The organism is Amycolatopsis halotolerans (assembly GCF_042647905.1).
GTDB classification, from domain to species: Bacteria; Actinomycetota; Actinomycetes; order Mycobacteriales; family Pseudonocardiaceae; genus Amycolatopsis; species Amycolatopsis halotolerans.
The window spans coordinates 1-19,035 of record NZ_JBHRWI010000031.1 but is presented as its reverse complement, the minus strand read 5'-3'; the positions used below and the strand labels follow the sequence as shown (position 1 = coordinate 19,035).

Genomic DNA, 19,035 nt, shown 5'->3' with positions numbered 1-19,035 from the left:
GAATCTGATTCCCTCAAGGAGCCCTTCACGGACTTCTACAGGTCCTCTGCCCGGGCGATCAGCTCGTCCAGGAACCCTGCCGCCTCGCTCGCCGCCCGCGCGGCGTCGCGGGCTTCGATCGCGTCCACCAGTTCCCGGTGCCGGATCATCTCCGCGTGCTCCGGATTGTCCGAAGTGGACGCCACGCTCGCCGTGATCGCCTCCATCAGGCCGCGGTACAGCTCCAGCAGCAGCCCGTTGTGCCCGCACCGGACGACGACCTGGTGGAATTCCGCGTCGCTGCGGGCGAAGTCGTCGAGGCGGCCCTCGTCCCAGTCGGTGTCGCGGCGGTTGAGCAGGACGCGCAGCTCGGCCACGTCTTCCTCGGTGCGCGCGGTCGCGGCCAGCCGAGCGCCCTCGACCTCCAGCAACCGGCGCACGTGCAGCACCTCGCGCAGTTCCGTGCCGCACAGCCGGCGGATCGCGCCGGACACCTCGCTCGTCGCGCGCACGTAGGTGCCGTCGCCTTGGCGGACCTCCAAGATCCCGGTGTGCGCCAGCGCGCGCACGGCCTCACGGACCGTGTTGCGCCCGACGCCCAGCTGCGCGGACAACTCCGGCTCGGTCGGGATCCGGTGCCCGATCGGCCATTCTCCTGCGGTGACCGCCTCGCGCAGCTGGTCGATGACCTGGTCGACGAGTCCGGCGCGGCGGGTGGTGGCCAACGGCACAGCCTGATCCCTTCATCCAATCATCCTACGTATGCGATAGTAGCGCACATGTCCGCCGATTCCCGAGACTCCGCTGCCGTGTCCACCGCCACCTATTCCGACCGGCTCGAGCTCGAACTGGAAGGCAGCCTCGAGGAAGAGGTGCCCGCCGGCCGCCGGCCGGGCGTGGTGGCCGGCGGCGTGCTGCTGGCGGTCGCGGTGGTGCTGACGGCGATGAACCTGCGGCCGGCGATCACGAGCGTCGGCCCGCTGCTCGCGGAAATGCGCGGAAGCCTCGGCGCGTCCGCGGTGTGGGCGAGCATCCTCACGACCCTGCCCGGCCTGTGCTTCGCCGGGGCCGGCCTGGCCGCGCCCGTGCTGTCGCGCCGCCTGGGCATCGGCCCGGCGATCGGCCTCGCGCTGGCGGTGCTGACCGCGGGCCTGGTGGTGCGGGTGCTCGACGGACCGTACGTCGTGCTCGGCGGCACGCTCATCGCCACCGCGGGAATCGCGCTGGTCAACGTGCTGATCCCGGTGGTCATCAAGGATTCGTTCCCGGCTCGCGTCGGGCTCATGACCGGCGTCTACACCGCGGCCCTGCAGGGCGGCGGCGCGGCGGGTTCCGCACTGAGCCCGCCGCTCGAATCGGCCTTCGGCGGCTGGCGTGCCGCGCTCGGCGCGTGGGGCGTGCTGTCGGCGATCGCTTTGGTGGCCTGGCTGATCGCTTCGCGCGGCGCGGGCCGCCCGCCGCGTCCGGCCGCAGGCGCCGCTCGCGCCCGGTCGCTGATGCGCAGCCCGCTCGCGTGGATCGTCACGATCTTCTTCGGCCTGCAGTCGTTCATCGCCTACGTCGTGATGGGCTGGCTGCCGCAGGTCTTCATCGACGCGGGCGTCAGCAAGGCCGACGCCGGTCTGCTGCTCGGCCTGATCTCGGTGATCGCGGTGCCGATCAGCCTGGTGATCCCGCCGATCGCGGCGCGGCAGAAGAGCCAGAGCCCGTGGATCGTCGGAATGGGCGTCTTCGGCGCCGCCGGGATGCTCGGCTTGGTCCTCGCGCCCGGGTTCTCGCCGCTGCTGTGGAGCGTCCTGCTCGGCATCGGGATGAGCGTGTTCTCCCTGGCGCTGACGGTGATCGCCCTGCGAGCCCGCAGCGGCGCCGAGACCGCGCGGTTGTCGGGGATGGCGCAGGGCTTCGGATACCTGCTCGCCGCGGTCGGCCCGTTCGTGTTCGGCTTGCTGCACGACGCGACGGGCAGCTGGACGGTGTCGTTGATCGTGCTGCTCGTGGTGATGGTGACGCAGATGATCTTCGGTGCCCTCGCCGGGCGGCGTCGCTTCGTCTGATCCAACGGAAGAACGGGCGGCTGGTAATCCACCGGCCGCCCGTTTCGTGTGGTCCTCGGCCTCGACGGCGTCTGCCCACTGTGGACACTCCCGCCGGATGGCCGCTTAGCTCGCCAGCGCCGCGTCTTCCAGCACCGGCCCGGGAAGCTGGCCCGTGCGCCGGACGTCGTCGAGCGCGGCCACCGCGACCGCGAGGCATTCGGCGGCCCGTTCGGACGGCATCGCCCGCAGCTCCTCCAGCAACGTCAGCGTCGCGGCCGTCGTCCCGAGCTCGGCCCGCCGCGCGGCGAACATCAGCTCGAGATCCGTGACCTCGCTCCAGCGAGCGGCCAAATCTTTCGCGGCCACAACGATTCCCCCGGCGATCATGTCGGTCATGTCAGTCCCCGCACCTCCGCGAGAACACTAACAACGCGACATCCTTGTTACCCGATTTGGGAATCGCCTCCCCGCTAGATCAACTCTGGGTATCCCCGGGGTCAGTCGAGCGGCAGGTTCAGCAGCGCGTTCTCCACCAGTTCCGGCATCGCCGGGTGGATCCAGTACTGCCCGCGCGCCATCGACCGCGCGTCCAGGCCGAAGCTCATCGCCTGGATCAGCGGCTGGATCACCGTCGACGCCTGCGGTCCGATGATGTGCGCGCCCAGCAGCTGTCCGGTCGCCGGGTCGGCGAGCAGCTTCGCGAAACCGGTGGTGTCCTCCATCGCCCAGCCGTAGGCGATGCCCGCGTAGTCCTGCTTCGAGACCACAAAGGACAGTCCGCGCTCGGCCGCCTGCGCCTCGGTCAGCCCGACCGATGCCACCTGCGGCGACGTGAACACCGCGTGCGGCACGAAGCGGTGGTCGGCCTTGATGCGGTCGTCCGGGTGCGCCAGATTGTGGTGCACCACACGGGCTTCGTGGTTCGCGACGTGCTTCAGCTCCAGCGGCGACGAGATGTCCCCGAGCGCGTAGACGCCTTCGACGGACGTCTGCTGGTAGTCGTCCACCACGACGTGCCCGCGCTCGGTGGTGGCGACGCCGGTCGCGCCCACGTCGAGCAGGTCCGAGTTCGGCTTGCGGCCGGTGGCGACCAGGATCAGGTCGGCCTCGACGGTCTCGGCGCCCTGCGGGCCTTCGAGATCCAGCGCGACCCCGTTGTCCGTGCGGCGCGCGCGAACCGTCTTGCGCTCAAGCCGGACGTCGAACCGCTGCGAAGCCAATTCGGTGAACCGGGCGCTGACGTCCGCGTCCTCTTGGCGCAGCAGGGCACCGGAGCGGTTCACCATCGTGACCGCGACGCCGAACGACGCGAAGACGTGCGCGAACTCCGCCGCGATGTAGCCGCCGCCGAGGATGACGATCCGCTCCGGCAGTGCGTCGAGCCGCATGATCGTGTCGGAGGTGTAGTAGCCGGTTTCGGCCAGCCCTGGCACGTCCGGGATCACCGGCCGCCCGCCCGCGGCGAGCACGAACCGGTCGGCGGTGACGACCTCGTCCGGACGGCCGTCGGGGAAGCTGACGCGCAGTTCCTTCATGCCGGTGAACCGGCCCTCGCCGCGGTAGACGTCGACGTTGCGGTTGTCCTCGTGGTTCTCGCGGTACTCCGCGCCGCCCTCGGCGATCGGGTCGATCCGGCCGAAGATCCGGTCCCGGATGTCCGGCCAGCGCACCGCGGTGAGCTCCTCGTCCACGCCGAAGCGCGAGCTGCCCGCGGGCGTCGCGGCGACGTCGGCGGCGTAGACGAACATCTTCGTCGGGATGCAGCCGACGTTCAGGCAGGTCCCGCCGAACACGCCCTTCTCGACGATGGCCGTCCGGAGGTCGGCGAACTCCGGCCCGAGGATCGAGTTTCCCGATCCGGTCCCGATGATCACCAGGTCGTAGTGCGGCACGGCGGTCCTTCCCGAAAGCGGTCTGCTGCCAGCCTAGTCAACCCCGGCGCCCCGCCCGGGTGTTCCCGGATCATTCGCCGTTGGCTGTGAAATGCATCCGGTCGACCGGCGACTTCCACGCCCCGCCCCACTGCCAGCCCACTCCGGCGAACGCGCGCACGATCGGCCCGTCGGCGATGACCATCCCCGGCCGCACGTTCGCGCGGTCGACATAGGCGGACGCCAGCTCCGGGACCACGAGGTCGTCTTTGGTGTACGGGTTGCAGAACGGATTGACGTCCACCGCGAGCCCGTACGCGTGCGCGGACCAGTTCTTCTGCCCGCGCATCGGACGGCAGACGAACGCGCTGGTGTCGTTGCCGTCGCCGGTCGGCGGTGCGTCGAGCTCGGCGGGGGAGGTGATGCGCATTTCCTCGATGGGGAACTGCTGCGCGTACAGCTCGCTGAACGCCTTCACCACCGCCGATGCGCCGTCCTTGTTCACCAGCAGCTCGCCGGTGTGCGCGTGATGGTCGAAGCCCCAGAAAGAAAGCGTGACGTAGCGGAGGTCGGCTGACGACACCGGGCACGCGGCCTGCCAGGTGCTGCGCTTGAGCACGGTGTCGGGGACGTCGGCGATCTTCGCGGTGTACGTGGTGCTCGTCGGCGGCGGAAGGAAGTCCCGGGTCGGCAGCGAGCGGTTCACCAGTTCAGGTGGAGTTGGCTGGATCTCGCCGAAGCCGTCCGGACGCAGCGGCAACGGACGAGCACCCACCTGCCAGGTGACGGCGGGCGCGCTCGTCGCTGTCCGAGTTGCCGGAAGTGTCGGACTGGGCGGTGCCGACAGCGCGCTCAGCGGGCTCGGAGGGGGTGCCGCCGGGGTGCTCGTGGCACATCCGGCCAGCAAGAAGACCGTCAGCGCGCCGGCCGTCGCGGCTGTTATCCGTCGCATGACTCCACCTAAGCGAATGCGCCCGGTGTATAGAGAGTCCACCCGTTCCAGTGACACCGTTTTGGGCTTGGCCCGTTTAGGGTAATCGCGGCCGTGTGTGCACGCGCCGGAGTCACTTGATTCCTGAGCGCGTCCAGGCTGTGCTGTCGTAGTGCCGATGAAGGGAAAGCCCATGCCCGCGAAGTTCCGTCGTCCGGTCCTGCTCGCGGCGGGGACGCTGCTCGCCGCCGCGATCGCGGTCCCGGTCGGCTCGGCCTGGGCGTCGACGCCGTCCGATCCCGGCTCGCACGCGCAGCCGCGGATCGTCGGCGGCAGCGAAGCCTCGCTGGCCGACCATCCGTACGCGGTGTACCTCACCGACCAGAGCGGTTCGCAGTTCTGCGGCGCGGTGATCGTGAGCCCGTCCGCGGTCGCGACCGCCGCGCACTGCGCGAAAGCCCTGCCGAAGTCGTCGGTCCACGTGGTCGCGGGCCGTCAGGACAAGCGCGGCGACGACGGCGTGGAACTCGGCGTCTCGCGGGTCTGGGTGAACCCGGACTACAGCGACCCGACCAAGGGCGACGACATCGCGGTCCTGACTGTGCGCGGACGGCTGCCCTACCGCGCGGCGAAGCTCGCGGGCAAGAGCGACCAGTCGCTGTACGCGGAAGGCACCCAGGCGACCGTGCTCGGCTGGGGACGGCTTTCCGAAGGCGGGGATCGGTCGGACGTGCTCCGCAGCGCCCAGGTGCCGGTCGTCAGCGACTCCACCTGCAAGACGGCCTACGACACGTACGACCCCGCGAGCATGGTGTGCGCCGGGTATCCGCAGGGCGGCCAGGACGCCTGCCAGGGGGATTCCGGCGGCCCGCTCGTCGAAGGCGACACCCTGGTCGGCATCGTGTCCTTCGGCGACGGCTGCGGAAAGCCGGGCAAGCCCGGGGTGTACACGCGGGTTTCGCAGTTCTCGGACGACATCGCGGCGCAATCCCAGGCACGGCTTTTCGGCTGAGCTGTGTTAAGCAGGGTGGTGTGACGACTCTGCACCGCGCCGCTGGGCCCGACCTCGCTGCTGCCGACCTCTACGAGATTCTCCGGCTGCGGTCGGAGGTGTTCGTGGTGGAACAAGACTGCGTGTACGCCGACATCGACGGGCGCGATCTGCTTCCGGAGACTCAGCACCTGTGGCTGGCTTCCGACACGGAGATCCTGGCGTACCTGCGGGTGCTGGCCGAGCCCGGCGGTGGGCGGATCGGCCGCGTGGTGACGGCGAAATCGGCGCGCGGCCAGGGACTGGCGGCGCAGTTGATGGCGGCGGCGTTGGACGGTGCGGTGGGGGAGTTCGTGCTGGACGCGCAGACTTATGCGCAGGGGCTTTACGCGCGGTTCGGGTTTGTGGCTGAGGGCGAGGAATACCTCGAGGACGGGATTCCGCACATCACCATGCGCCGCCCGGGTTAGCCGCGCGGAGAGCACCTTTCCGCAGCTTGGGTATCTGCGTGAGCTTGCCGAGCCTGGTCGCGGATTGCCCGGGCGGTGTCGGCGCAGTTGACGCGGCGTTGGGCGGTGCCGCCGAGGAGCGCGTGCTGGATGCGCAGCGGCTTTATGCGCGGTTCGGGTTCGTCGCCGGGGACGAGGAGTTCCCGCGCATCACCATGCGCCGCTGCGATCAGCCGCGAGGCGCGGTCGCCGAGATGACCTTCACCGCGCGGTCGACGTCCGCCTCGGACAGGTCCGCGCGGGCGGTGAGACGCAGCCGGGAAACGCCGTCCGGCACGGCGGGCGGACGGAAGCACCCGACCTGGATTCCTTGCTCCGCACAGGCTTCTGCCCACGCTGTGGCCGCTTGCGGCGACGGCGTCTGGAGGGCGACAACTCCGGCTTCCGGCAGCTCGACCGGCACACCAGCGTTCTTCAGCCCCATCGCCAGGTTTCCGGCGTTCTCGATGACCTTCGCCGGCAGATCCGGTTCGGACTTGAGCACCTGCAACGCGGTCAACGCGGCGGCGGCGCTGGCCGGGGCGAGGGCAGTGTCGAAGATGAAGCTGCGCGCGGTGTCCACGAGATGCCGGATCACCCGGCGCGGACCGACGACGGCACCGCCTTGCGCGCCAAGGGCGTTGGAGAGCGTGAGAGTGGTGACGACGTCCGGCGCGGACGACAGTCCCGCCGCGTGCACCGCGCCCCGGCCGCCTTCGCCGAGGACGCCGAAGCCGTGCGCGTCGTTGACCACCAGCGCGGCACTGTGCGTACGGCAGATTTCGGCGAGTTCGCCCAGCGGCGCGAGTTCACCGTCGGCGGAGAACACCGAATCGGTGACCACAATCGCGCGCGGTTTGCGGCGCGTGGCCAGCGCGTGCTTGATCGCCGACGGAGTCGAGTGCTCGACAGCCGCGATGTCCGCGCGGGACAGGCGGCAGCCTTCGACCAGCGACGCGTGGACGTACTTGTCGGTGACGATCGCCGACTCGGACCCGGACAGGGCCGTCACCGCGCCGAGGTTCGCGGTGAATCCGGAGGAGAACACCAGCGCCGCTTGGGCTCCGCAGAACCGGGCCAGCTCGTGTTCGAGCTCCGCGTGGAGCTCGGTGGACCCGGTGCCCAGCCGCGATCCGGTGGCCCCGGCACCCCACCGCAACGCGGCCGCGGCGGCTGCCCCGGCGACGCGCTTGTCCCGGGCGAGACCGAGGTAGTCGTCGCCAGCGAGGTCGAGCGCGGTGTGCTGCGCCGGACGCGGATTCATCCGTCGAGAGAGACCGGCTTCCGCGCGCCGCTGGCCTTCGGTTTCAATCCAGTCGAAGACGTTCTCAGGCGGCAGCGGCGGAGTGTCAGTCACCCAGGCAGTGTCGCATCCGGCCGGGTAACGCGTTTGCCACCCCCGCCTCGGCAACACCGGGAAGCGGGGCGGGACAACGGAAACCAGCCTGGTGCGGCGGTTCCGGGCATGGCTCGCTGGCGGTGTGTGGTCGGCTGGGTGGGGTGTTGTTCGGCGGTGGTTGCTGTGCTGGGTGTGGTCGTGCTTGGTGGTGCGGGCGTGGGGCGTGGCTGGCTGGTGGAGTGTGGTCGGCTGGGTGGGGTGTTGTTCGGCGGCGGTCGCTGCGCTGAGCGAGATCGTGCTCAGTAGTGACCGCTGCGGCTGCGGCGCATAGCTGGCTGGCGGAGCGTGGTCCGCCGGGCGAGGCGCTGTTCGGCGGTGGTTGCTGTGCTGGGCGTGGTCGTGCTTGGTGGTGGCCGCTGCGGGTGTGGGGCGTGGCTGGCTGGCGGAGCGTGGTCCGCCGGGCGAGGCGCTGTTCGGCGACGGTCGCTGCGCTGAGCGAGGTCGTGCTCGGTAGTGACCGCTGCGGCGGGCGAGGCATTGTTGGGCAGCGACCGCTGCGCTGGGCGAGATGTTGTTTGGCGGCGACTGTCGCGGCAGCGCTTGTTGCGCTGGGCGTGGCGTTGTTCGGCGACAAGTGTTCGCTTGGTGGGACGTTGTTCGGCGACGGCCGCGGGGGCGGGCGTGCTGCTGTTGGGCAGCGCCTGTCGCACTGGGCATGGTGCTGTTCGGCGACGATCGCTGCGGTGGGCGAGGCCCGGTGCGGCCACGGCCGCTGCGCCGGGCGTGACTTCCGGGACGTGATGACTGGCGCGGGCTGGCAGCGAGCCCGGGCCCGGCCGTTGCGGTGCGCGAACCGGCCCTGTGCCCGAAACCTGCCCGGAAATGAAGAACGGCCCCGCCGAAGCGGGGCCGTTCTCAGTGTTCAAGCGTCAATCAGGCGTCGTGTCCGCGACGCGGGCCGCGGCTCGGGCGGCCGAAGCTGCCGCCGGAGCGCGACTGCTGACGGCTGCGGCTGTAACCGCCACCGCCGCCGCGGTTTTCACGGTAGCCGCCGCCTTCGCGTGCGTAGCCGCCCTCGCGACCGCCTTCACGCGAGTAGCCGCCTTCGCGACCGCCCTCGCGGGCGTAGCCGCCATCGCGCGAGCCGCGACCCTCGTACGAGCCACGGTTGTAGCCGCCTTCGCGGGAACCTCGGTCGTCACGCGAGCCGTAACCGCCACGGTCGTCGCGGGAGCCGTAGCCGCCGCGGCCGCCTTCGCGGGAACCGCGGTAGCCGCCGCCTTCACGCGAGCCGCGGAAGCCGCCGCGGTCGCCGCCGCCGAAGCCGCGGCCGCCGGAGCGGCGCGGGGACTCCCGGCGGCGCTCCACCACCGGCTCGCCGCTCGGCTCGCGGGCGCCGGTGATGCGCGACAGGTCCTCGTCGTGGGTGCGGATCATCGTGGTCTCGGCGCGCACGCCGGCCCGGTCGGTCATCCGGCGGACGGTGCGCCGCTGGTCGTGCGTCACCAGGGTGACGACGATGCCGGACGCGCCCGCCCGGGCGGTGCGGCCCGCGCGGTGCAGGTAGTCCTTGTGGTCCGCGGCCGGGTCGACGTGCAGCACCAGCGAGATGTCGTCCACGTGGATGCCGCGCGCGGCGACGTCGGTGGCCACCAGGACCGCCGCGTGGCCTTCCTTGAAGTCGGCGAGGACGCGGTTGCGCTGGCCCTGGGTCTTGCCGCCGTGCAGGGCGACCGCGTGCACGCCGCTCTCGCGCAGCCGCTCGGTGAGCCGGTCCACGTGGTGCTTGGTGCGCACGAACATGATCGTGCGGCCCTCGCGGGCGCCGATCCGGGTGATGATGTCCTGCTTGTCGGAGTGCGACACCTGGAACAGGTGGTGGTCCATGGTGGTGACGCTCGCGGTCGACGGCGCGACCGAGTGCGTGACCGGGTCGGCGAGGTACTGCCGGACCAGCTTGTCGACGTCGCCGTCGAGAGTCGCGGAGAACAGCAGCCGCTGCCCGCCGGGAGGGGTCAGGTCCATGATCTCGCGGACCTGCGGCATGAAGCCCATGTCGGCCATCTGGTCGGCCTCGTCGAGCGCGATGAAGTTGCAGTCGCCGAGCGAGGCGGTGCCCTGGCGGACGTGGTCCGACAGCCGGCCCGGGGTGGCGATCAGCAGGTCGACGCCGCGGGCGAGCGATTCGGCCTGGCGGCCGAAGGACATGCCGCCGACCGCGGTGCGGCACCACAGGCCGAGCGACTTGGCCAGCGGGGTCAGCGAGTCGGCTACCTGCATGGCCAGCTCGCGGGTCGGCACCAGCACGAGCGCGCGGGGGCGCTTCGGGCGGGCCTTGCCGCCGTCGAGCCGGGCCAGGATGGCCAGGCCGAAGGCCAGCGTCTTGCCGGAACCGGTCTGGGCGCGGCCCAGCACGTCGCGGCCGGCCAGCGCGTCCGGGATGGTCGCGGACTGGATCGGGAACGGCGAGTCGATGCCCGCCTCGGCGAGCGCCCGCAGCAGCGGCTCGGGCAGGCCCAGCTGGGCGAAGGTCTTCACGGCGGGGGTTTCCACCGTGTCGTTGTGGAGAACGTCTCCACCGGCCGGCCGGTGCCGCGGCTTGCGCTCGGGGCGGTCCCCGCGGGAGCGGGAAGACTGGCCGGGTTCGTACGTGACTGTCACAAATGCCTCTCGGACGTGGCACGTCGCAAGGGAGGCCCGGGCTGCCCGCGCGCAGGCAGGGCAAGATGGTGTGGCGATGGGCGTTCACAGGGACGGACCCGGTGCGCCGAGCCATGGCGTGGCACACCGACGGAAATTGCTTCGGATGGCCGCGAGTCCTTCTGCGGACTGTGGAGGCGACGGACACCAACTCATCCACGCCGCCGTTGCGGTCTTGACACACTCTACCTGAGAGAGAGCGGTTGCCCCGCACCCAGGTGCGCGGTTGTGGGCGGGGTCGCAGGTGTGCGCTGCCGCACACTCGCGGCCCCGCCGGCCCGCTCAGCCGAGCCCGGCCGCGTTTTCCAGTTCCCGCACCAGGTCATCGGTGTCGGTGACCCGTTCGGACAGTCCCCGGCCGTGGAACCAGCCGGCGAGGTTCGCGACGTCGCGGGCGAGGAATTCCCGGCCGCGCGGGTTCGCGATCACGTCGACCGCCTGGGGAAGGTCGATCACCATCAGGTGACCTTCGTGCACCAGGAGGTTGTACGCGGACAGGTCGCCGTGCGCGAGCCCTTGTCCCGCCAGGAGTTCCAGCGCGGACACGGCTTGCTCCCACAGGTCGGCCAGCTCGTCCGGTTCGGGCCGCAGCTGCGCCAGCCGCGGCGCGGCGGTGCCGTCGGATTCGCCGAGGAACTCCAGCAGGATCTCGGTGCCGTGCCGCTGCACCGGATACGGCACCGGCGCGCCGATCGTCCACAAGCGACTGAGGACGGCGAACTCCGCCACCGCCCACTGTTCGGCGATCAGGTTGCGGCCGAACGAGGTTCGCCCGGCCATCGCGCGCATCTCGCGGGACCGGCGCATCCGCCTCCCCTCGAGATAGCCCGCGTCGCGGTGGAACAGCTTGTGCTCGTCTGAGCGGTATCGCTTGGCCGCCAGCAAAACGCCGTCCTCGCCGGGAAGATTGCGGCGCAGCAGATGGACATCCGCTTCCTTGCCGGTCTTGAGCACGCCGAGGTCGGTGTCGACCGCGGCGAGTTCGGTGACCACCCAGTCCGGCCGCGGATGCGGGCCTTGGTCGGCGTCGTCCCAGTTGGTCCACCGGTCGGCGCCGTCGGGCAGTTCGGTTTCGGTGTAGGCGTCTTCGCGAAGCTGGGAGAGCCGGACTCGCTCGGCTTCGGTGAGCCGTCCCCGGCGGGCCGGGGCAGGTCCGTCGTCGTAGCCGGGGCGACGGCGCATCCGGCGGTCGGTGTAGTCGGAGGCGTCGGAAAATTCGTCGAAATCGTGCTCGCGCACTGGTGGGTTCTCCTAGATCAGGGTGCCCACCGGGCGAGCGCGTGCTCTAGCCGAGGCGGGCGGGCGGAAGAGGGCAGGACAGCGCCCGGACAATCTCCACGACGCACCTCCCTTTCTTCCGGCAGCCGACGGCAACCCGCCGGACGCCGCTCACTGTGCCGCCCGCCTCGAAACTGCGCAACTGATTTATTTCGCCCCCGCCCAGCGCGCGAGCGCGGCGTCGAGGAGCTTCTGGTCGTCGCTCCCGGAACCCGCCCACACGATCACTCCGTCCGGGCGGACGAGGAGGCTCGGTTCGCCGGCCGGATCGGCGACGTACGCGAGCCGGTCGTCCAAGCCGGACACCGCGAATCGGCCGTCGGGGGAGCGGTCGACGAGCACGAACCGGCCGTCGTGGGCGTGGTCGGCGAGGCGGGTTCCGGACGTCAGTTCGACGTCCCCGGCGATTGAGCCGACCGGTTCGGCAGCGTCATCGGCAGTGCCGGAGACGTCGTAGTGCTGCAGGATTCCGGACGACAGCGCGACGATCCGGTTCATCGCGGCGGGCACCCGGAGCAGCTCGTCGCCGACGATCTTGCGTAGCTGCTCGGTGCGCTCGTCTCCGCGCAGGAGCGCGACCTGGGCGCGGGTCCAGTCGAGCACCCCCGCGCCGACCGGGTGGCGTTCGGTTTCGTAGGTGTCGAGCAGCCCCGCCGGGGCCCAGCCCTGGACGGTCGCGGCGAGTTTCCAGCCGAGGTTCGCCGCGTCGCCGAGGCCGAGGTTCAGGCCCTGCCCGCCGAGCGGAGAGTGGACGTGCGCCGCGTCGCCGGCCAGGAACACGCGGCCGTGCCGGTAGTGCCGGGCCTGGCGCGCGTTGTCGGTGAACCGCGTTGCCCGGCCGCGGATTCCGGTGATGGTGACCGGCGCCCCGGTGACGTCGCGGACGGCTTCCTGCAGCTCTTCGACCGACACCGGAACGTCGCGATCCTCCGGCGGCTGCCGGAACCGGCTGAGGAAGATGCGGCCGGGGACCGGGCCATACGCGTAGACGCCGCGCGGCGTCCACGTCCAGCCGGGACGCAGGCCGCTCGCGTCTTCGAAGTCGGCGATGGCCTGGTAGCCGGTCATTTCCGGGTCGGTGCCGTCGAACTCGATACCGAGCTGCTTCCGGATGACGCTCCGCCCGCCGTCGGCCGCGACGAGCCAGCCCGCAGTGAACTCGCCCGCGCTCGTTTCGACCGTCACGGATTCGCCGGCGGTCTGAACACCGTGCACTTCGACCCCGCGCCGGAGGTCGACGCCGAGCTGAGCGCAGTGTTCGGCGAGCATCTGCTCGACCTCCTGCTGCGGCACGCCGAGCCCGTTCGACACCGCCCGGTGCGCGGCGAGCACGGGGTCGCTCTGATCGATCAGGTCGTTGTCGAACAGGAAACCGGCGAAGTGTCCGGCGGCCAGGAACCGGTGCCCTCCCCGTTTGGCGGCCTCGACTGTCGGGCCGAATTTGCCGACCGACGCGAGGAACCGCCGCTGCGCCGCCTCCGCCGCGGGCAGCAGACCGCGCCGGTCGAGCAGTTCGGCGCTGGCCACGTTGACCGACCCGGCCTTGATGTTCTGGTCCGGCTCCTCCAACCGGTCCAGCACGGTCACCCCCACCCCGCGCAGCGCGAGCTCCCCGGCGAGGAACAGCCCGGTGGGCCCTGCCCCGGCGACGATCACCTCAGTCCGCTCCATCACGTTCTCCCCTTTACCCTTGCTCGACGGCTTACCAAGTGTGCTTACTGAGTAAGCTTACCGGATAAAGATAGCACGGAAGGGTGAACTCATGCCGAATCGCGGCGATCGAGGCGGGGCCAAGACGCGGGCGCGGATCGCCGAGGTCGCGACCGGGCTGTTCCTGGAGCGCGGGTTCGACGCGGTCACGATCGCCGAGGTCGCCGCGGCGGCCGGGGTGTCCAAAGTGACGGTGTTCTCGCACTTCGAGCGCAAGGAAGACCTGCTGCTGGACCGCTTGCCGGAGGCGATCGAACTGGTGCGGTCGGCGGTCCGCGAACGGACGGGCGGCGTGGTCGAGGCGCTTCGGCGGCTCGCGCTGCGGTTGACGGAGGAGCAGCACGTGCTGTCCGGTGTCGGCGGTGACGTCGAGCCGCTGATGCGGACGGTCGCGGAGTCGCCCGCGCTGATCGCGCGGCTGCGCGCGTTCGGGTACGAGATGGAGTCCGAGCTGGCCGGGGAACTCGCCGCGGACGCGCGGTTTTCCGGGGACGCGGCGTTGGTCGCCGCGTTGGTGGTGGCGGCTTACCGGACGGTGGCGGTGGCGACGATCCGGCGTCGGCTGGCGGGGGAGGACCTGGCTGGGCTGGCGGAGTCGCACCGCGAGCGGTTGACGGAGGCGTTCGACGTGGTGGAGCGCATGGTCAGCGAGTGAAGCCCGGCCAGATCTCGCCTCGGCGAGGGATCCATCACCAAGCCTGTCGCGGCGGGCAGCGTCCGCCAGACCTCGTCGGAGACGACGAGCCCGGGAAAATCGGCCGCGGCGAGCCGGTCCGCGTAGTCGGAGCGCAGTTCGTCGAGGGTCAGGTTCTCGGTGCTGTCGGCGATCTCCGCGGGCAATCCGTAGCCAACTTCGCGCGGCACACCCGGCCCGGTTCCGTGTGGCGGGTCGAGGCGACGCCGGACAGCGGGCGTCCAGCGTCGCTTCGAGGTCAGCGGTTGACGAACGCGAGGTGCGCCGCGTCGTAGCGCTCGCCCGCGAAGTTCTCCGGAGCGGCAACGGCCTCGATTGCGGCGAGGTCGTCGGCGGTCAGGTCGACGGTCAGAGCCGCGAGGTTTTCCTCCAGGTACTGCTTCCGTCGCGTGCCCGGGATCGGCACGACGTCCTCGCCGCGCGCCTGCACCCACGCCAGCGCCAGCTGTCCGGTCGTGACCTCCTTCGCAGTGGCCAACTCCTCCAGTTTCGCCACGATCGCGAGGTTCCGGTCGAGATTGCCGTCGGCGAAGCGCGGCTGGTAGCGCCGTACGTCGTTGTCCGCCATCGTTTCGGTGGAGCGGTAGCGGCCGGTCAGGAAGCCGCGGCCGAGCGGGGAGAACGGGACGAGACCGATGCCGAGTTCGCGGCAGGTGGGCGCGATTTCGGCTTCCAGGTCGCGGGTCCACAGCGACCATTCGCTCTCCAGCGCGGCGATCGGGTGCACCGCGTGCGCGCGCCGGACGGTCTGCGCGCTCGCCTCGGAAAGCCCTAGGTGCCGGACCTTTCCGGCCCGCACCAGTTCCGCCATCGCACCGACGGTTTCCTCGATCGGCACGTCCGGATCGACGCGGTGCAGGTAGTACAGGTCGATGTGGTCGACGCCGAGCCGTTGCAGGGAGGCTTCGCAGGCCTGGCGCACGTAGGCAGCGTCGCCGCGGACTTGGGTCGGTTCGCCGAGGCGGTTCGCGATGCCGAATTTGGTGGCCAGCACTGCCTCGTCGCGACGGCCGGCGATCGCGCGGCCGATGAGTTCCTCGTTGTGCCCGGAGCCGTAAAAGTCAGAAGTGTCAAGGAAAGTCACGCCGAGGTCGAGGGCGTGGTGCAGCGTTTCGATCGACTGCGCGTCGTCGGTCGCGCCGTAGCCGTGGCTCATTCCCATGCAGCCCAAGCCCTGTGCGGAAACCGTCAGTCCGCCGAGATTCCGGGTCGGGACGTCGGTCATGGTCGCTCCTTCTGCGCCGGATCTTGTCGTTGGCGACGCTAAGACCTGGAGCGCGCTCCGGGTCAAGCATTAGGCTCGCCGTGGTGGACTACGACGCGGTGATCGTCGGCGGCGGGCACAACGGGCTCGTCGCCGCTGCCTATCTGGCCCGGGCCGGACGGTCGGTGCTGGTGCTGGAACGACGTGCGGAGATCGGTGGTGCGGCGGTCTCGTTCCGCGCTTTTCCTGGCGTGGATGTTCGGCTGTCGCGCTATTCGTATCTGGTCAGCTTGTTGCCGCGGCGGATTGCGGCCGAGCTGGGGCTGGACGTCCGGTTGCTGAGGCGGCGGATGTCGTCGTATACGCCGGTGGGCGATACGGGTCTCCTTGTCGACACGGGGGATGAGTCGCGGACTGCTGCGTCTTTTCGTGCGATTACTGGGTCTGCGCAGGATTATGTTGCCTGGCAGCGGTTTTATGCCGCTGCGGCGCGGGTGGCCGGGGTGACGTTTGATTCACTGACTGAGCCGTTGCTTACGCGGGCTGAGTTGCGTCGTCGGATCGGCGATGACGAGGCGTGGGAGACGTTTTTCGAGCGTCCGGTCGGGGAGACGCTGCGGGGGTTGTTTCGGGATGATGTTGTGCGCGGGGTTGTGCTCACTGATGCGTTGATCGGCACTTTCGCCGCCGCGGACGACGAGCAGCTTCGGCAGAACCGCTGCCTGCTCTACCACCTCATCGGCAACGGCACCGGTGACTGGGACGTCCCGGTCGGCGGAATGGGCGCGGTCACCGATGCGCTCGCGGACGCGGCACGCCGCGCTGGGGCGAGGCTGGCCACCGGCGCGGAGGTGCTGTCGGTGACACCGGATGGCGAAGTTCTTTACCTCGAAGGCGATACGGAACGCGTGGTGACCGGCGGGCACGTGCTGGCGAATGTCGCGCCGCGCACGCTCTCCCGGTTGCTCGGCGAGGAGCCCGCGGAGTCGCCGGAGGGGGCCCAACTGAAGGTGAACATGGTGCTGCGGCGGTTGCCTCGGTTGCGCGACGCGGCAGTCGATCCGCGCGACGCGTTCGGCGGGACCTTCCACGTCAACGAATCGTTCGCCCAGCTGGAAACTGCTCATCGGGAGGCCGCGGCAGGCCGGATCCCGACAGTGCCGCCGTGCGAGATCTACTGCCATTCGCTGACTGATCCGTCGATCCTCGGTCCGGCTGAACGAGCGGCCGGGGTGCAGACACTGACGTTGTTCGGCCTGCACATGCCTGCCCGGCTGTTCGAAGCGGACAACGACGGTGCGCGGGCGGAGGCGTTGCGCGCCACGGTGGCGTCGCTGGACAGCGTGCTCGCGGAGCCGATCTCGGACTGCCTGCTGCTTGACGGCGACGGGAACCCGTGTGTCGAAGCCAAAACGCCGCTGGATCTGGAGGCGGAGCTGGGTTTGCCGCGCGGGCACATCTTCCACCGCGACCTGTCGTGGCCGTACGGCGACGACGAGACGGCGGGGACCTGGGGCGTCGAGACCCGGCACGAGCGGGTGTTGCTGTGCGGGGCCGGCGCGGTTCGCGGCGGTGGGGTGAGCGGGATTCCCGGGCACAACGCGGCGATGGCGGTGCTCGGCCGGCGTTCCGGCGGCGGGCAGGCAGGGTGAAGACGGTGCGCGTGACCCGTGGGCGCCGGTTCAGTCGGTGAGCAGTTCGAGTGCGTGGTCGCCGGTGCGTTCTACGGTCAGGCCGGCTTTGGCGATTACGCGCACTAGTTGGTCCACAGTGGACGGTTCGCTTCGCGAGGTGGCCAGTACCGCGGCCAGTTTTCCTTTGTAGGCCTTGTTGAAGTGGCTCACCGTGGTGCGGTTGCCGTTGGCGTCTTCGGTGACTACGCGGACGGTGACTGCGTCCGCGCGCAGCTTGGCGAAAGCGGCGTAGGTGCCGGAGCGGAGATCCACGATCAGACCTTCGACCTCGTGCAGCACTGGTTCCAGGACCGGCTTCCACAGGCCTCGGACGGTGCCCAGCGCGGGCACTGTGTTGCCGCCCGAGAGGCGGTAGGCGGGGATGGGGTCGGTGGCTGCGACGACGCCGAACAGGGAGGACGTGACGGCCAGTCGCTGTTGTGCCTTGGCCAGACCGGTGCGGGTGAAGCTTTTGACGTCCAGTGCGTCGTAGAGGACGCCGGTGTAGCGGCTCAGCGCGGGCATCGTCGGGGAGGTCCAGAGCTGGGCGTTGCGGGTGACCTCGTCGGCCTGGCGCGCGGAGATGCCCAGCGCGGAGAGGCTCGCGGGGACGTCGGCCGCGAGTTCGACCAGGGCGTCGGCCAGTTTGGCGCGCACCGGGTTCAGTTCGGGGAACGACAGCGCGTCCAGGTCCAGCGGCGCGCCTTTGCCGCCGTCGGCCTTGGTTTCTGAAGGGGGGAGGAGCACCAGCACCCCCGGAGCGTAACTGCCGGGTAATCCAGGTGCGTTGGCCGTGTGCCGCTCCTTACTCTGGCTCGCATGGAACTCACCTGGCGCCCGCTCACGCTCGCCGACGTCGGCGCGGTCACCCGGCTCTGCACGGTCGCGGAGGAAACCGATCGCACTGGCGAGCATTGGGACGAGGGCGACGTGCGCCAGGAACTGTCGGGCCCGTCGGTGGACCTGCCTGGAGCGAGCGTCGGCGCTTGGGCCGGGGAGCGGCTGGTGAGCTACGCGCTGGTTATTGCCCGCGACGCTGCCGATCCGGTGCATCAGCCGCATGTCGCGTCGTTGACTGACCCGGAGTATCGGACCGACGAGGTCGCTTCGGTGCTGACGGAGTGGCTTGTGCGCACGGCTCGGAGCGTCCACGCGCGGCACTTCCCGGGCGCCGAGCTGGAACTGCACGCCGGTGCGCACGAGAACGAGCATTGGTACATCTCGCTGCTCGAACGGGGTGGGTTCAAGCAGGAACGCACCTTTGTGGAGATGCGCGCGGACCTGGCCTCGCTGCCGTCGGCCCCGCCGCTTCCGGACGATCTTCCGCTGGTTGCCTGCGAGAAGCGCTACGACGCATTGGTGCTCGACGCGCGCAACGCCGCGTTCGCCGGGCACTGGGGCAGCACGTGGCTCTCCGCGGACGAGTGGGAACACCGGTTTCGCGGCAACAAGGACTTCCAGCCTGAGCTGTCGTTTCTTCTCCTTTCCCCGGAGCGGGACCGGGTCGTGGCGTTCGTGATGTCGTCGTTCTACGAGGCGGACGCTGCGGCGACCGGTGTGCGGGAATTGCATGTCAACTACGTCGGCACCCTGGCGGAGGCTCGAGGGCGAGGCCTGGCGTCGGCGCTGCTGGCACACACCCTCGAGGCCGGTCGTGCGGCTGGCTTCGAGAGGTCGTCGCTGTCGGTGGACGTGGATAACACCCACCGGGCGCTCGCTGTCTACGAACGGTGCGGGTATCGGGTGGCTGAGCGGAATTACGGCTACGTTTTGCCGCTCGGCTGACTGCTGCCCGAGGTTCTTGCGCGGGCAGCTTCGCTTGGGTGCCGCGTTCGTTGGCGACCTTGCGCGGTGGCGTTCGCGGGTGAACGCGAGCCGTGGGCGGTGGTGTTCGCGGGCAGCCTGGCACCGTCGCGCTCACGGGTGACCATGGGCCATCTCGCCATCGCTGGCGCCCGTCGGTCGGATGCCGTCGCGGTCGCGGGCTTCCCGCGCCCAGCGCGCCGTCACGGTCGTGGGCGGTCACCGGTCGTGGCGTTCGCCGATGACCATGTAACAGCGCGTTCGACGTGCACCGCGAAATCTGGACCCTGTCATGATTTCCGTGTAAGCCACGGATGGTTTCTTCTTTTATTCTAGTG

At 70.3% G+C, this 19,035-nt stretch carries 16 protein-coding genes; 6 read left to right on the top strand and 10 right to left on the bottom strand.

Annotation, left to right across the window (positions count from 1 at the left end):
• Window positions 1-35 precede the first annotated feature (35 nt).
• Window positions 36-710 (bottom strand): FadR/GntR family transcriptional regulator, encoded by a 675-nt coding sequence (locus ACFORO_RS27550; RefSeq protein WP_354750423.1) that lies wholly within the window; start codon window positions 708-710, stop codon window positions 36-38.
• Between the two features lie 48 nt (window positions 711-758).
• Between ACFORO_RS27550 and ACFORO_RS27545 the strand changes: the two genes are divergently transcribed.
• A complete protein-coding gene (locus tag ACFORO_RS27545; RefSeq protein WP_377876020.1) occupies window positions 759-2,033 on the top strand; it encodes a CynX/NimT family MFS transporter in 1,275 nt (424 codons plus the stop codon).
• A 105-nt stretch (window positions 2,034-2,138) separates the two neighbouring features.
• On the opposite strand, the gene ACFORO_RS27540 is transcribed toward ACFORO_RS27545, so the two are convergent.
• The 3 genes from ACFORO_RS27540 to ACFORO_RS27530 all read right to left on the bottom strand — a co-directional run bounded on the left by ACFORO_RS27540 (window position 2,139) and on the right by ACFORO_RS27530 (window position 4,838).
• Window positions 2,139-2,411: a hypothetical protein gene (locus tag ACFORO_RS27540; protein WP_354750419.1), complete on the bottom strand. Its 273-nt coding sequence runs from the start codon at window positions 2,409-2,411 to the stop codon at window positions 2,139-2,141.
• Window positions 2,412-2,512: 101 nt separating this feature from the next.
• Complete coding sequence (locus ACFORO_RS27535) at window positions 2,513-3,907, bottom strand: mycothione reductase (RefSeq protein ID WP_377876023.1); 1,395 nt, start codon at window positions 3,905-3,907, stop codon at window positions 2,513-2,515.
• Between the two features lie 70 nt (window positions 3,908-3,977).
• Window positions 3,978-4,838 (bottom strand): M15 family metallopeptidase, encoded by an 861-nt coding sequence (locus tag ACFORO_RS27530; protein WP_377876025.1) that lies wholly within the window; start codon window positions 4,836-4,838, stop codon window positions 3,978-3,980.
• Window positions 4,839-5,010: 172 nt separating this feature from the next.
• On the opposite strand from ACFORO_RS27530, the gene ACFORO_RS27525 reads away from it, so the two are divergent.
• A complete protein-coding gene (locus tag ACFORO_RS27525) occupies window positions 5,011-5,829 on the top strand; it encodes a S1 family peptidase (protein ID WP_377876027.1) in 819 nt (272 codons plus the stop codon).
• A gap of 20 nt (window positions 5,830-5,849) precedes the next feature.
• Entirely contained in the window at window positions 5,850-6,278 is a 429-nt protein-coding gene (locus ACFORO_RS27520; RefSeq protein WP_377876029.1) for a GNAT family N-acetyltransferase, read from the top strand.
• A gap of 208 nt (window positions 6,279-6,486) precedes the next feature.
• On the opposite strand, the gene ACFORO_RS27515 is transcribed toward ACFORO_RS27520, so the two are convergent.
• The 4 genes from ACFORO_RS27515 to ACFORO_RS27500 all read right to left on the bottom strand — a co-directional run bounded on the left by ACFORO_RS27515 (window position 6,487) and on the right by ACFORO_RS27500 (window position 13,284).
• A complete protein-coding gene (locus ACFORO_RS27515) occupies window positions 6,487-7,653 on the bottom strand; it encodes an 8-amino-7-oxononanoate synthase (protein WP_377876031.1) in 1,167 nt (388 codons plus the stop codon).
• A gap of 915 nt (window positions 7,654-8,568) precedes the next feature.
• Window positions 8,569-10,296 carry a DEAD/DEAH box helicase gene (locus tag ACFORO_RS27510; RefSeq protein WP_377896653.1) on the bottom strand — a complete coding sequence of 576 codons (1,728 nt, stop codon included), beginning with the start codon at window positions 10,294-10,296 and terminating at the stop codon, window positions 8,569-8,571.
• Window positions 10,297-10,617: 321 nt separating this feature from the next.
• A complete protein-coding gene (locus ACFORO_RS27505) occupies window positions 10,618-11,574 on the bottom strand; it encodes a serine protein kinase RIO (RefSeq protein ID WP_377873290.1) in 957 nt (318 codons plus the stop codon).
• 186 nt (window positions 11,575-11,760) lie between these two features.
• Window positions 11,761-13,284, bottom strand: a complete 1,524-nt coding sequence (locus ACFORO_RS27500) for an FAD-dependent oxidoreductase (RefSeq protein ID WP_377873291.1) — start codon at window positions 13,282-13,284, stop codon at window positions 11,761-11,763.
• Between the two features lie 91 nt (window positions 13,285-13,375).
• Here ACFORO_RS27500 and ACFORO_RS27495 point away from each other — a divergent pair, with 91 nt between their 5' ends.
• Window positions 13,376-13,978 (top strand): TetR/AcrR family transcriptional regulator, encoded by a 603-nt coding sequence (locus tag ACFORO_RS27495; RefSeq protein WP_377873292.1) that lies wholly within the window; start codon window positions 13,376-13,378, stop codon window positions 13,976-13,978.
• 277 nt (window positions 13,979-14,255) lie between these two features.
• Here the strand turns inward: ACFORO_RS27495 and ACFORO_RS27490 are convergent, their stop codons facing one another.
• Window positions 14,256-15,242 (bottom strand): aldo/keto reductase, encoded by a 987-nt coding sequence (locus ACFORO_RS27490; protein ID WP_377873293.1) that lies wholly within the window; start codon window positions 15,240-15,242, stop codon window positions 14,256-14,258.
• 80 nt (window positions 15,243-15,322) lie between these two features.
• Between ACFORO_RS27490 and ACFORO_RS27485 the strand changes: the two genes are divergently transcribed.
• Entirely contained in the window at window positions 15,323-16,873 is a 1,551-nt protein-coding gene (locus ACFORO_RS27485; protein WP_377873294.1) for a phytoene desaturase family protein, read from the top strand.
• Window positions 16,874-16,903: 30 nt separating this feature from the next.
• On the opposite strand, the gene yaaA is transcribed toward ACFORO_RS27485, so the two are convergent.
• Window positions 16,904-17,647 carry a peroxide stress protein YaaA gene (yaaA, locus tag ACFORO_RS27480; protein WP_377873295.1) on the bottom strand — a complete coding sequence of 248 codons (744 nt, stop codon included), beginning with the start codon at window positions 17,645-17,647 and terminating at the stop codon, window positions 16,904-16,906.
• Between the two features lie 66 nt (window positions 17,648-17,713).
• On the opposite strand from yaaA, the gene ACFORO_RS27475 reads away from it, so the two are divergent.
• Complete coding sequence (locus tag ACFORO_RS27475; protein WP_377873296.1) at window positions 17,714-18,679, top strand: GNAT family N-acetyltransferase; 966 nt, start codon at window positions 17,714-17,716, stop codon at window positions 18,677-18,679.
• The last annotated feature ends 356 nt before the right edge of the window (window positions 18,680-19,035 follow it).